Source organism: Pseudomonas mendocina (genome assembly GCF_003008615.1).
Classification (GTDB): domain Bacteria; phylum Pseudomonadota; class Gammaproteobacteria; order Pseudomonadales; family Pseudomonadaceae; genus Aquipseudomonas; species Aquipseudomonas mendocina_C.
Map to the genome: position 1 here is coordinate 395,155 of NZ_CP027657.1, position 12,610 is coordinate 407,764.

General features: G+C 64.2%; 11 protein-coding genes. 5 read left to right on the forward strand and 6 right to left on the reverse strand.

The window, feature by feature from the left end; genetic code table 11:
* Positions 1 to 92 precede the first annotated feature (92 nt).
* From C7A17_RS01950 to C7A17_RS01965, 4 genes are read right to left on the reverse strand one after another with little or no spacing between them, the layout of a single operon-like run.
* Positions 93 to 779: an LrgB family protein gene (locus C7A17_RS01950; protein ID WP_106736425.1), complete on the reverse strand. Its 687-nt coding sequence runs from the start codon at positions 777 to 779 to the stop codon at positions 93 to 95.
* Positions 776 to 1,132 carry a CidA/LrgA family protein gene (locus C7A17_RS01955; RefSeq protein WP_106736426.1) on the reverse strand — a complete coding sequence of 119 codons (357 nt, stop codon included), beginning with the start codon at positions 1,130 to 1,132 and terminating at the stop codon, positions 776 to 778. Before C7A17_RS01955 ends, C7A17_RS01950 begins: the two co-directional genes overlap by 4 nt.
* A complete protein-coding gene (locus C7A17_RS01960; protein WP_106736427.1) occupies positions 1,129 to 1,659 on the reverse strand; it encodes a DUF934 domain-containing protein in 531 nt (176 codons plus the stop codon). Before C7A17_RS01960 ends, C7A17_RS01955 begins: the two co-directional genes overlap by 4 nt.
* Positions 1,656 to 3,323 carry a nitrite/sulfite reductase gene (locus C7A17_RS01965; protein ID WP_106736428.1) on the reverse strand — a complete coding sequence of 556 codons (1,668 nt, stop codon included), beginning with the start codon at positions 3,321 to 3,323 and terminating at the stop codon, positions 1,656 to 1,658. Before C7A17_RS01965 ends, C7A17_RS01960 begins: the two co-directional genes overlap by 4 nt.
* A 341-nt stretch (positions 3,324 to 3,664) precedes the next feature.
* Here C7A17_RS01965 and ccoG point away from each other — a divergent pair, with 341 nt between their 5' ends.
* From ccoG to C7A17_RS01990, 5 genes are all read left to right on the forward strand, one after another.
* Positions 3,665 to 5,077, forward strand: a complete 1,413-nt coding sequence (gene ccoG / locus C7A17_RS01970) for a cytochrome c oxidase accessory protein CcoG (protein WP_106736429.1) — start codon at positions 3,665 to 3,667, stop codon at positions 5,075 to 5,077.
* A 258-nt stretch (positions 5,078 to 5,335) separates the two neighbouring features.
* Positions 5,336 to 6,748, forward strand: coding sequence for a GntR family transcriptional regulator MpaR (mapR, locus tag C7A17_RS01975; RefSeq protein ID WP_106736430.1), 1,413 nt, complete (start codon positions 5,336 to 5,338; stop codon positions 6,746 to 6,748).
* 242 nt (positions 6,749 to 6,990) lie between these two features.
* Positions 6,991 to 8,163, forward strand: coding sequence for a 5-demethoxyubiquinol-8 5-hydroxylase UbiM (gene ubiM, locus C7A17_RS01980; protein WP_106736431.1), 1,173 nt, complete (start codon positions 6,991 to 6,993; stop codon positions 8,161 to 8,163).
* A gap of 158 nt (positions 8,164 to 8,321) precedes the next feature.
* The gene (gene ccoN / locus C7A17_RS01985) at positions 8,322 to 9,755 is read left to right on the forward strand and encodes a cytochrome-c oxidase, cbb3-type subunit I (RefSeq protein ID WP_106736432.1); all 1,434 of its coding nucleotides are present in this window, start codon (positions 8,322 to 8,324) and stop codon (positions 9,753 to 9,755) included.
* Positions 9,745 to 9,978 carry a cbb3-type cytochrome oxidase subunit 3 gene (locus C7A17_RS01990; protein WP_106736433.1) on the forward strand — a complete coding sequence of 78 codons (234 nt, stop codon included), beginning with the start codon at positions 9,745 to 9,747 and terminating at the stop codon, positions 9,976 to 9,978. The genes ccoN and C7A17_RS01990 overlap by 11 nt, the downstream gene beginning before the upstream one ends.
* Before the next feature lie 191 nt (positions 9,979 to 10,169).
* On the opposite strand, the gene C7A17_RS01995 is transcribed toward C7A17_RS01990, so the two are convergent.
* A complete protein-coding gene (locus tag C7A17_RS01995) occupies positions 10,170 to 10,826 on the reverse strand; it encodes a TIGR04211 family SH3 domain-containing protein (protein WP_106736434.1) in 657 nt (218 codons plus the stop codon).
* A 388-nt stretch (positions 10,827 to 11,214) separates the two neighbouring features.
* Complete coding sequence (locus C7A17_RS02005) at positions 11,215 to 12,576, reverse strand: putative bifunctional diguanylate cyclase/phosphodiesterase (protein ID WP_106736436.1); 1,362 nt, start codon at positions 12,574 to 12,576, stop codon at positions 11,215 to 11,217.
* Positions 12,577 to 12,610 lie beyond the last annotated feature (34 nt).

Consider the following 12,610-nt stretch of genomic DNA (forward strand, 5'->3'; position numbering starts at 1 on the left):
CCTGGCCGCCTGCTGCTGCGGCCGGGGTTGGCGAGTTCTCGCCAAACTCGGCCGAGCGAGGGGGCAAGGGTGGCGGGATTCCGCCCCCTTGCTCAGAGGGCGAACAGCAGGGGCAGCAACAAGGCGGTAGCGATACCCAGCAGGCTCATGCCCAGCGCGGCGAACGCACCGCACTCCTGCCCTTCCTGCAAGGCATGGGCGGTGCCGATGGCGTGGGCATTGATACCGTAGCTCAGGCCACGCGCAGCCGGATGCTCGACGCCCGCCCAGCTCAGCAACAACGGCCCGAGCGCGGTGCCGATGACGCCGGTGAGCATCACCATCACCGCCGCCAGCGAAGCGATACCGCCGATCTGCTCGGCCACCGGCATGGCGATCGGCATGGTCACCGACTTCGGCGCCAGGCTCATCACCACGCTCCAGTCAGCGCCCAGAACCCAGCCAATAGCCAGGGTCAGCGCCACCGACAGCACACCACCGGCCGTGAGGGTGATCATCACCGGCCAGAACAGTTGGCGGATGCGCTCGATGTTGTGCTGCAGCGGTACCGCCAAAGCGACAGTGGCTGGCCCCAACAGCCAGGCGATGGGTTCAGCGCCAGCACGGTAGGTCGCGTAGTCCACGCCGCACAGCAGCAAGGTGCTGACGATCAGCACGACCGAAACCAGCACCGGCTGCAGCACCAGCCAGCCACTGCGCCGGTAGAGCCAAGCGGCGAACAGGAACGCCGCCAGCGTCAGCGCGATGGCGAACAGCGGATGCTGGGTCAACATATTCATCGGTCGCGCTCCTGACGACGGATCAGCGTCTGCAGCAACCAGCCGCAGAACGGCACCGTGACCAGCAACGACAGCACCAGCGCGGCGGCGATCACCGGCAGTTCGCCGAGCAGCAGATCGCTGCTGGTCATGATGCCGGCGGCCGGCACCGCGAGCAGCAGCGGCAGGTAGGGCAACAGACCGCCAGCAGCCTGTTGCAACGGCTCAGGCACGGCGCCGCGCCACATCAGCCAGACCGAGAGCAACAGCAGGCCGATGATCGACCCCGGCAACATCGGCAGCAGCCAGTGGTTGAGGGCCACACCGGCAAGTTGCAGCAGCACCAGCCAGAACAGTCCGCGCAACAGCGTCATGTTGGCTCTGCCTCGGCACCGGCACGCCCACGCCGGAACAGCGGACGCGGCTCGATGACCGAGCGTCCGTAGAGCACGCTCAACCCTGCCAGGCCCTTGAGCGCATCCTCCACCGACTTGTCGGCGCGCACGGCAAAGGCATCGAAGCCGCATTGGCGCATATGCGCCAACTGATCACGCAACACATCGCCCACCGCGCGCAACTCGCCGCGCCAGCCCAGGCGGGTGCGCAGCAGGTAGGCCTGGCTGTAGCCACGGCCGTCGCGAAAGCTGGGAAAGTCGATGGCGATCAGCGCCAGGCTGGGCAGAAACGGCTGCAGCTCCTCAGGTTCGTCATCCACCTGCAGCAACAGACCGTCGGCGCTCATCGCCCTGCCCTGCAGCACCTCGGGCGACTGCCGTTCACGCCAGGCGGCCAGTGGCAGGATCAGTGGCGCCGCACCAACGTTCTCGGCGTCATGCAATTGCCAGGGATCATCAGTGACGATGCGGGCCTGGCCATCGACCAGGCGGATCAGATTGTTCATGCCACCACCTCCCGGGTGTAAACGCGTTCCTTGAAGGGCTCCAGGCCGATGCGCTGGAAGGTATCGAGAAAGCCCTCGTTGACTTCGCGATAGTCGACGTAGGTCTGCACGATCCGCTCGATCACAGCCGGCACCTGCTCGGCGGCGAACGATGGGCCGATCACCTTGCCCAGCGCCGCTTGCTGGCCCTGGCTGCCGCCGAGGGTCAACTGGTACCACTCGCTGCCGTTCTTGTCGACGCCGAGGATGCCGATGTTACCGATGTGGTGATGACCGCAGGCGTTCATGCAGCCGGAGATGTTCAGGCTCAGTTCGCCCAGGTCGTGCAGGTAGTCGAGGTCGTCGAAACGCTGCTGGATGGCCTGGGCGATGGGGATCGACTTGGCGTTGGCCAGCGCGCAGAAATCGCCGCCCGGGCAAGCGATGATATCGGTGAGCAAGCCGGCGTTGGCGGTGCCCAGCCCGGCAGCTTGCACCTGCGTCCAGAGCGCGTACAGGTCGGCTTTGCGTACATCGGGCAGCACCAGGTTCTGCTCGTGCGCGATACGAATCTCGCCGAAACCGTAGCGCTCGCTCCAGTCGGCAACGGCCTCCATCTGCTCGGCCGTGACGTCGCCGGGCGGCGCGCTGATGCCGGGCTTGGTCGACAGTACCACGCTGAGGTAGCCGGGCACCTGATGCGCCATGACATTGCGCGACACCCAACGCGCGAAGGCCTCGTCGCGTGCCAGGTGAGTGCCGAATTCGAGGTCGAGGCCGTCCAGCGGGGCATAGGCCGGTTTATGGAAGGACGCGGCGACGCGCTGGTATTCATCCTCGGTGAGCCGCGCCGGGCCATCCTTGATCGGCTGCCATTCGCGCTCCACCTCGGCGGCGAAGGCTTCGATACCCAGCGCCTTGACCAGGATCTTGATGCGCGCCTTGTACTTGTTGTCGCGCCGACCATGGCGGTTGTACACGCGCAGGATAGCCTCGACGTAAGACAGGCAATCCTGCCAGTGCAACCCCTCGCGCAGGGTCTGGGCGATGATCGGCGTGCGCCCCAGGCCACCGCCTACCAGCACGCGCAGGCGCAGCTCGTCGGCCTCGTCGCGATACAGTTGCAGGCCGATGTCATGCACCTGAATCGCCGCACGATCCTGCTCGGCGGCGCACAGGGCGATCTTGAACTTGCGCGGCAGGAACAGGAATTCCGGATTGACCGTCGACCACTGGCGGAGAATCTCGGCCAGTGGACGCGGGTCGAGGTACTCGTCGGCGGCAACCCCGGCGAAGGCTTCGGTGGTGATGTTGCGCACGCAGTTGCCCGAGGTCTGGATGGCATGCATATCGTGGTCAGCCAGCCAGTCGAGGATGTCCGGTACGCGCTCCAGATCGATCCAGTTGAACTGGATGTTCTGCCGCGTGGTGAAATGGCCGTAGCCCCGGTCGTACTCGCGGGCGATGTGCGCCAGCGCGCGCATCTGCGGGGCAGAGAGGGTGCCGTAGGGGATCGCCACGCGCAGCATATAGGCATGCTTCTGCAGGTACAGGCCGTTCTGCAGGCGCAACGGCAGGAACTCTTCTTCGCTCAGCTCGTCGGCCAGGCGCCGCTGTACCTGGTCGCGGAACTGGGCCACGCGTTCGCGCACCAGTGCGCGGTCATAATCGTCGTATTGGTACATGCCGGCAGGCCTCCTGATCACGGGGCGTCGACTATGCCTGTCAGGTGTGCTTCGAAAACAGCGCCAGAAAAGCCTAAAAAAACCAGATCAGATAGGTGCGGCAGTGGCCAGAACCGAGCGCTGATTGGCGCGGCGCGATGTCGCAGGTGCGCTTCTGTACCGCGAAGGCTTAAAACCACAGACGCCAGATATGACGTGGCCTGGAGACGTATCAGGTGCTTTTCGGCACGATTCCCCGCCATATCTGATCCGCTTTTTTATAGAAAACCTGAGTCTGTTTTGCGATCAGTTCCCCTCTGATCATGGCGCCAGCCTGATAAACGCCTGATGAGGGCAACAACATGACTGACCGTATCCCCGTGCGGGCCATCGAGACCATCGATCCTGCCAAACCCATCCGCCTGACACCGGCCCAGGCCGGCGGCCCGATCCACACGCGCAGTTTCACCGGACGCTTTCGCAACCTGCGCCTGCTCGGTGCCGGCCTGCTGTTCCTGCTGTTCTTCGGCACCGCCTGGATCAACTGGAATGGCCGCCAGGCCGTACTCTGGGATCTGGACAACCGCCAGTTCCACATCTTCGGCGCGACCTTCTGGCCGCAGGACTTCATCCTGCTCTCGGCGATTCTGATCATCGCCGCCTTCGGCCTGTTCTTCATCACCGTACTCGCCGGCCGCGTCTGGTGTGGCTACGCCTGCCCACAGAGCGTATGGACCTGGGTCTTCATGCGCGTCGAGCAGATCACCGAAGGTGACCGCGGCCAGCGCATCAAGCTCGATGCCGCGCCCTGGTCACTGCAGAAACTGGCTCGGCGCAGCGCCAAGCATGGCCTGTGGCTGGCCGTGAGCGTGGTCACGGCGATGGCCTTCATCGGCTACTTCACCCCGGTGCGCCAGTTGACCACTGACCTGCTGACCCTGGAGATGGGTGCGACCACCGCGTTCTGGGTGCTCTCCTTCACCGCTGCCACCTACATCAACGCCGGCTGGCTGCGCGAGAAGGTGTGCCGCGACATGTGCCCCTACTCGCGCTTCCAGAGCGTGATGTTCGACAGCGATACGCTGGTCATCTCCTATGACGCCGCCCGTGGCGAAAACCGCGGCCCGCGTCGCAAGGATGCCGACTACAAGGCCGAAGGCCTCGGTGATTGCATCGACTGCACCATGTGCGTACAGGTCTGCCCGACCGGCATCGACATCCGCGATGGCCTGCAACTGGAGTGCATCGGCTGCGGCGCCTGCGTCGACGCCTGCGACAGCGTGATGGACAAGCTCGGCTATGACCGTGGCCTGGTGCGCTACAGCTCCGAGCACGAACTGGCTGGCGGCAAGACCAACTGGCTGCGCCCGCGCCTGATCGGCTACGCAGCGATGCTGGCGGTGATGATCGGCGCCTTCGTCTGGGCGTTGAACGAGCGACCACTGATCTCCCTGGATGTGACCCGCGACCGTGGCCTGTTCCGCGAGAACGCTCTGGGCCAGATCGAGAACATCTACAGCCTGAAGATCATCAACAAGACCCAGCAGCCACGTAGCTATGCCATTGGCCTGGTCGATGCTGGCGACTTCGAGTTGCATGGCCCACGCACGCTGAACCTGGCTCCGGGCGAGATCCGCGATCTGCCGGTGAGCGTCGCGCTGACCGCCACGCACAATGGCGCCGGCCCGCAAACCCTGCGCTTCGAGGTAAGCGACAAAGCCGACTCGCAGAGCCGCGTCAGCACCAAGAGCACCTTCCTCGCGCCGCTGCGTTGAGGCCTGGTAACCCGGATGCAAGCCGGGGCGGCCGCTGTCCGCTCCCCAGATTGCATCCGGGCTACGGTTGCCACGAGTTTTGTAGGAGCGGCTGGGCGGCATTTCGTTTCAGCCGCGAAACCACCGCGCTGCACCATTCGCGGATAAATCCGCTCCTACATCCGAAACCTGCCCTCCCACTAACGAGGCACTGCCATGTCTGCCGCTCACCCCGTAAAGTGTTCGTCCGTACCCTTTGCGTCGGTGAACCAGGACAGGATGAAACGCTACGAAAAATTCGCCGACGAGATCGCCGAGCTGATCCGCACCGGCGTGCTCGGCCCCGGTGAGAAGGTGCCCTCGGTGCGCCACGCCAGCCGCACTTACGGGGTCAGCCCATCCACCGTGTTCCAGGCCTACTACCTGCTGGAAGACCGCGGCCTGATCCAGGCGCGGGCACGTTCCGGCTACTTCGTCCGCGAGCACGCCAAGCGCCCGCTGCACGAACCGGAGCTGACCGCTCACGCGGCGCAGACCACCGAGGTGGACGTCAGCGAACTGGTGTTCTCCGTGCTCGCCTCGCTGAAGGATCCGCACACCGTGCCCTTCGGTTCGGCGTTCCCCAGCCCCGACCTGTTCCCCCTGCCGCGCCTGGCCAAGAGCATGGCGCACGCCCTGCGCATGCTCTCGCCGCACGAGATCATCGCCGACATGACCGCCGGCAACGCCGACCTGCGCCGGCAGATCGCCCTGCGCTACATGGTCAGCGGCGTGATGCTGCCAATGGAGGAACTGGTGATCAGCAACGGCGCCATGGAGGCGCTCAACCTCTGCCTGCAGTGCGTGACCCAGCCGGGCGACCTGGTGGCCATCGAGTCACCGACCTTCTATGCCTGCCTGCAGGTGCTGGAACGGCTGCAGCTCAAGGCCGTGGAAATCCCCGTGCACCCGCGCGAGGGCATCGACCTGAACGCCCTGTCGGAGAGTCTCAAGCAACTGCCGATCAAGGCCTGCTGGTTCATGAGCAGCCTGCAGAACCCACTGGGCGCAAGCATGAGCGAGACGAAGAAGCAGGCGCTGTACGATCTGCTGGTCGAGCATCAGGTGCCACTGATCGAGGACGACGTGTACGCCGAGCTTTATTTCGGCAGCCACCCGCCCAAGCCGGTGAAGAGCTTCGACCGCGAAGGGCTGGTGATGCATTGCAGCTCCTTCTCCAAGAGCCTGGCTCCGGGCTATCGCATCGGTTGGGTGGCCGGCGGCCGCTATGCCGAGCAGATCGCCCGGCTCAAGCTGATGACCACCATCTCGCCGTCGGTGCCGGCCCAGGCGGCCTTGGCTGACTACCTGCAGCACGGCGGTTACGACCGCCACCTGCGCAAGCTGCGCCACGCCCTGGAAATGCAGCAGAGCGCCATGCTCGCCTCGGCAGCCCGGCACTTTCCGGCCAGCACACGGGTGACGCGACCGGCAGGCGGATACTTCCTCTGGTTCGAATTTCCCGAGCGCCTGGATTCGCTGCAACTGCTGCGCCTGGCGCTGGCACAGGGTATCAGCCTGGCGCCGGGGCCGATCTTCTCCGCCAGCCAGGGCTTCCGTCACTGCGCACGGCTGAACTACGGCCACCCCTGGAACCCGCGCAACGAGCAGGCCATGGAAGTGCTCGGGCGCCTGGTGGCGGGCTTGTTGTAGCCCGGATGAAATCCGTGGCAGGAGAAGGAGTTTTCCCGGATTGCATCCGGGCTACGCCGCTGAAAGCGTCCGACGGCTGGTGCGCGCTGCGCACCCTACAATCCTCCGCGACTATGCCTACCGCGTAGGGTGCGCTGTGCGCACCGAAATCAACACCCGCACTCCCGGCATGATCCCGGACAATATCTGCCACCGCTCCCCGCCCTAGACTCGGGCTTTCCCGAGTTCGCAAGGAGAGCAGCATGTCACCCGATGTCGTCATCGTCGGCGCCGGCCCCGCCGGCCTATGCCTGGCGCGCGCCCTGTCTGGGCAAGGCCTGTCCATCGTGATGCTGGAGCGCCAGGCCGAGCAGGCCCTGGCGGAACCGGCCTTCGACGGTCGCGAGATCGCCCTGACCCATGGCTCGCAGGCGCTGCTAGAACGCCTCGGGCTGTGGCCACGCTTACCTACCGAAGACATCGCCGTGCTGCGTGATGCCCAGGTATTCAACGGCCCCTCGCTGTTCGCCCTGAAGATCCGCGCCGAACAGGCCGGCGCCGAGCGCCTCGGCCATCTGGTGGCCAACCAGGCGATTCGCCGCGCCGCCTATCAGGCCGTCAGCGAGTGCGCCGACGTGCAACTGCTGTGTGACACCCGTATTCATGCCATTCAGCAGAGCGAGAGCGAGGTGAAACTGGTGCTGCAGGACGGCCAGGTGCTGCAACCACGCCTGCTGGTCGCCGCCGACAGCCGCTTCTCGGAGACCCGTCGCCAACTCGGCATCGGCGCGCAGCTCAAGGACTTCGGCAAAACCATGCTGGTGTGCCGCATGCAGCATGAAGAGGATCACCAGCAGGTGGCCTGGGAGTGGTTCGGCTATGGCCAGACACTCGCCCTGCTGCCGCTCAATGGCAGCCAGTCGTCCACCGTGCTGACCCTGCCGCCACGCGAGATCGAGCGCTTGCAGAAGCTGGACGAAGCCAGCTTCGCTCGCGAGATGGAGCAACGCTTCGACCGCCGTCTGGGCGCCATGCAACTGGTCAGCAGCCGCCACGCCTACCCGCTGGTGGGTGCTTACGCGCGGCGTATGGTCGGCAACCGCTGCGCCCTGCTCGGCGATGCCGCCGTGGGCATGCACCCGGTCACCGCGCATGGCTTCAACTTCGGCCTGATTGGTGTGCAACTGCTCAGCGACGCACTGCTGGCTGCCCATGCCAAGCATCAGGACATCGGCGCAGTCGCCCCGCTGGCCCGCTACGAACGTCAGCTGCGTCTGGCCACCTGGCCGCTGTATCAGGCCACCAACCTGCTGGTGGAGCTGTACACCAACGACCACCTGCCTGCCCGCCTGCTGCGCGGTGCCGGCCTACGTGTGGCGCAGGGCCTGCTGCCGCTGAAGAAGGGCATTGCCCGTCACCTGACCGCCCAGGCCTGAGCACTGAAAGCGCGCGCCGGACAAGGCGCGCGTCACTCGCCGCTCCATCTGATACGCATCAGACAGCAGTTTCTGAGTCTGTTTTGTTTTCCCCAGCCTCCCTACAGTTTCGCCATTCGCGCGGCTGCGCCCGCATTACTGTATGGAAGGTTACCGCGATGCATTCTGCTGTTCCCCATCCGGCCTACAACTACAAGGTCGTTCGCCAATTCACCATCATGACCATATTCTGGGGCGTGGTGGGCATGTGCAACGGCGTGTTCATCGCCGCCCAGCTGGTCTGGCCGGAGCTCAATTTCGACACGCCCTGGCTGAGTTTCGGCCGCCTGCGCCCACTGCATACCAGCCTGGTGATCTTCGGCTTCGCCGGCAGCGCGCAGTTCGCCGCCAGCTACTATGCGGTACAGCGCACCTGCCAGACGCGACTGTTCTCCGACAAACTGGCTGCGTTCACCTTCTGGGGCTGGCAGGCGACCATCCTGATCATGCTGGTGACCCTGCCCATGGGCCTGACCACCACCAAGGAATACGCCGAGATCGAATTCACCGGCGCGGTGTGGATGGCCATCGTCTGGGTCGCCTACGGCATCGTCTTCTTCACCACACTGACGCAGCGCAAGACGCGCCACATCTACGTCGGCAACTGGTTCTTCGGCGCCTTCATCCTGGTCATCGCCATCCTCCACGTGGTCAACCACCTGTCGATCCCGGTGAGCTGGTTCAAGTCCTATTCGGTGTATTCCGGCGCCACCGACGCCATGGTGCAGTGGTGGTACGGGCACAACGCGGTGGGCTTCTTCCTCACCACCGGTTTCCTCGGGATGATGTATTACTTCGTACCCAAGCAGGTGAACCGGCCGGTGTATTCCTACCGCCTTTCCATCGTCCACTTCTGGGCGCTGATCACCCTGTACATCTGGGCCGGCCCGCACCACCTGCACTACACCGCCCTGCCCGATTGGGCACAGTCGCTCGGCATGGTGATGTCGATCATCCTCCTGGCGCCAAGCTGGGGCGGCATGGTCAACGGCATGATGACGCTGTCAGGCGCCTGGCACCTGCTGCGCACCGACCCGATCCTGCGCTTTCTGGTGGTGTCGCTGGCGTTCTACGGCATGAGCACCTTCGAAGGCCCGATGATGGCGATCAAGACCGTCAACGCCCTGTCGCACTACACCGACTGGACCATCGGCCACGTACATGCCGGCGCGCTAGGCTGGGTGGCGATGATCACCTTCGGCTCGCTCTATCACCTGATCCCGAAAGTCTTCGGCCGCGACGGCATGTACAGCACCGGGATGATCAACGCGCACTTCTGGCTGGCCACCATCGGCACCGTGCTGTACATCGCCTCGATGTGGGTCAACGGCATCACCCAGGGTCTGATGTGGCGCGCAGTCAACGAGGACGGCACCCTCACCTACTCCTTCGTCGAGGCGCTGGAAGCCAGTCACCCCGGCTTCGTGGTGCGCCTGGTCGGCGGCCTGTGCTTCCTCGCCGGCATGCTGCTGATGGCGCTCAATACCTGGCTGACCCTGCGCCGCCCAGCCACCGAATCGCACGATGCCGCAGAGGCCGCTCATGCCAGCTGAAGCCTGGTGGATGATCGCCCTGGCGGTGTTCTTCCTCGGCGTGCAACTGAGCCTCGGCCGTGGCAGCCAGCGTGACCTCGACGAGGCCACCATGCTGCCATTCGCCGACGATCCCGAAGTGGCCCGGCGGGTCGAACGCGATACCGGGCGCAGCACTCGCGGCTGCGCCTGCCCCGGCACCTGCAGCGGAGACTGCGAGCATCAGGGGCGGCAGGAGTTCTGAGAGCGTGTTCAAAGTCTGCTGCGCGTCGGCCATGCAGTGTTGAAATCAAGCTGGAACGCCAGCCCGGTCAGAATGCTCATTTACAGCTCGTAAAGTCGAACGCGACTCCGAGCGTTCTTCGCTCGATTCGCGGGGCCGCCATCGGTATTGCCTGGCTCTAGCTCGCGAGACTTTGAACAGGCTCTGAGAACTCAGACCCACTGGTCGCTGCGCTTGCGCTTGACCCGCAGCATGGTCGGCAGGATCAGGCCAAGCAGCAGCCCAGCGCCGGCGATACTGCCGCCATAGGCCATGTAGCGCATCAGCACCTGCTGCTGTTCCTCACCCAATTGCGCCTGGGCATCGCGCAGTTGCGAACGGGTGGTGGTCAGCTCGGCGTCCAGCGCACCGCGCGCGGCCTGCAGCTCGTCGATCAGGTTCTTGCGCGTGTCCAGGGTTTCCTGCATGCCTTGCACGCGAGCCTTCCAGGCATCGTCGATGCCTTTCAACTCGGCGGTGAGATCGGCGACTTTCTGTTCCAGTTGCGGCAGGCGCTCGGCCTGGCCGGGCACCGACTGCAGGTCGCGGCTGGGAATCCACACCGTGCTGCCACTGGCGCTGCGTACCTGGCTGTAGTCGCCCTGGGTGCGCAACAGCTCCACTTTCTCCCCGGAAACCAGGGTGCCGACGATACGGTAGCCGTCGGTGGGGCCACTGCGCACATAGGTATTGAGGCTGTCGCTGACCCAACGCTGGTTACTGGCGGGCTCTTCGGCCAGCGCTGGCTGAGCGCCGCCGAGCAGGCCGCCAAGCAGCAGGCAGGCACCGAGAATGCGGGGTTGGAATGGAGCATGACGAGATAAAAACATGGGGCGATCTTCACGTGGCAGTCAGACGAACCCGGCGAACGGGATGAACGATGCCGGCCACACGCACGAGCGCATGCTCAAGCACGATCCAGGCAGAATCCGCGACGAAGACGCCACGCTAGCGGCCAATAGCCATCTATTCCTGCCGGTACAGGCCGACAGCAGACAGACATTGCTCGCTTGCTTGGAGTTCACTCGAAGCTGGAGATGGTGGATGGACGGAGCGTCGTCTCAGAACCTGTTCACGATCTCGCGAGCTAGAGCCAGACAAGGCGAAACCAGGCGAAAAACGCTCGGAGTCGCGTTCGACTTTACGAGTTGTAAATGAGCATTTTGAGCGTGGTTTCAACGCAGCATGGCCGACGCGCAGCAGATCGTGAACAGGTTCTCAGGCGTTGTGACGCTGCACGAAGACGCAGAAGTCCGCCAGCGGCATCGGCCGACCGAGCAGGTAACCCTGGAACTGGCTGCAGCCGTTGTCGGCCAGAAAGCGCCGCTGCGCCTCGGTTTCCACACCCTCGGCGATCACCGTCATGCCCATGCTCTGGCCAAGAGCGATCACCGTGCGCACGATGGTTTCGCTGTTGGCATCGGTGAGCACATCGAAGATGAACGAACGGTCGATCTTGAGTTTGCTCAATGGCAGCCGCTTGAGATGGCTGAGGGAGGAAAACCCGGTGCCGAAGTCATCCAGCGAGAAACGCACGCCATGCTCGACCAGTGCCGTCATCTTGCGCGTGAGGTCTTCCATGTCGCGGACAATCAGGGTTTCGGTCAGTTCCAGTTCCAGGCGCTGCGCATCGATGCCATGGCGCTCGATCAAACCGAGAATTTCGGCAACGAAACTGGTCTGTGAGAACTGCTTCTGGCTGATGTTCACCGCCAGCCCTACATCACCAAAGAGCGGATCATCCTTCCATTGCCGCAGTCGTGCGGCAGTCTGTTCCAGCACCCATTGGCCGATGGGGATGATCAGCCCGGTGTTCTCGGCATGGTCGATGAACTCGCCCGGTGCCAGCAGTCCGCGCTGAGGATGCTGCCAGCGAATCAGCAACTCGGCGCCGATCACCCGGTTGGCGTCGTTGAGCTGCGGTTGGTAATACAACACGAACTGCTGCTCGCGAACGGCCGCGCGCAAATCCCGATCCAGCTCAGAACGCTCGGCAGTGTCGCTCTGCAGGATGTGCAACAGGAGAAAGAACAGCGCCATGGCCACCAGTCCCTGTACCCAGGAGCCGACCACCCGCACATCGTCCGGCAAGGCATAGAAATCGGTAGGTCGCCAGTTGGAGGCGGCCAGCGCGACGAACAGCAGCAAACTGAACAAAGAAACGCCGTAGCGCAACCACAGCGGCTCATCGCGAAAAGCCATCAAGGCCCCTACGGCGATTGGCAGCAGATACAGATGAGTGGCGCGTGGCGCGGTGAGCGTGGGCGGATCGAGCAGCAGCGTAGAGAGCACCACGATCAGCGTCAGAGCGCCGAACAGGATCAGATTGGCGCCACGCGCCTGGTTACGCAAGGTCAGGCCGAACACCGCCAGGCCGCTGAGGACAATCGTCACATCCATGACGACGATGGCCCAGTATCCCCGAGAAGAAAAGAACAGCCCCCAGAGCAGCCCCATCACGATCATGACCAGGCTCGCCAGCATGCGCATACGACGCTCGCGACGCTGACCGACCAGGGCCAGATCCGCACCATGCCAGAGTTGGCGAACGCGCTTGTCGAAGGTAGGGAGTGCTGGCATGGAGAAATCCTTGTCCGATCTCTCCATTCTCGGA

Excerpts from the sequence above, each read along its gene's own strand:
- C7A17_RS01950 (WP_106736425.1), bottom strand. The coding sequence starts at position 779 with ATGAATATGTTGACCCAGCATCCGCTGTTCGCCATCGCGCTGACGCTG.
- C7A17_RS01955 (WP_106736426.1), bottom strand. The coding sequence starts at position 1,132 with ATGACGCTGTTGCGCGGACTGTTCTGGCTGGTGCTGCTGCAACTTGCC.
- C7A17_RS01960 (WP_106736427.1), bottom strand. The coding sequence starts at position 1,659 with ATGAACAATCTGATCCGCCTGGTCGATGGCCAGGCCCGCATCGTCACT.
- C7A17_RS01965 (WP_106736428.1), bottom strand. The coding sequence starts at position 3,323 with ATGTACCAATACGACGATTATGACCGCGCACTGGTGCGCGAACGCGTG.
- ccoG (WP_106736429.1), top strand. The coding sequence starts at position 3,665 with ATGACTGACCGTATCCCCGTGCGGGCCATCGAGACCATCGATCCTGCC.
- mapR (WP_106736430.1), top strand. The coding sequence starts at position 5,336 with ATGAAACGCTACGAAAAATTCGCCGACGAGATCGCCGAGCTGATCCGC.
- ubiM (WP_106736431.1), top strand. The coding sequence starts at position 6,991 with ATGTCACCCGATGTCGTCATCGTCGGCGCCGGCCCCGCCGGCCTATGC.
- ccoN (WP_106736432.1), top strand. The coding sequence starts at position 8,322 with ATGCATTCTGCTGTTCCCCATCCGGCCTACAACTACAAGGTCGTTCGC.
- C7A17_RS01990 (WP_106736433.1), top strand. The coding sequence starts at position 9,745 with ATGCCAGCTGAAGCCTGGTGGATGATCGCCCTGGCGGTGTTCTTCCTC.
- C7A17_RS01995 (WP_106736434.1), bottom strand. The coding sequence starts at position 10,826 with ATGTTTTTATCTCGTCATGCTCCATTCCAACCCCGCATTCTCGGTGCC.
- C7A17_RS02005 (WP_106736436.1), bottom strand. The coding sequence starts at position 12,576 with ATGCCAGCACTCCCTACCTTCGACAAGCGCGTTCGCCAACTCTGGCAT.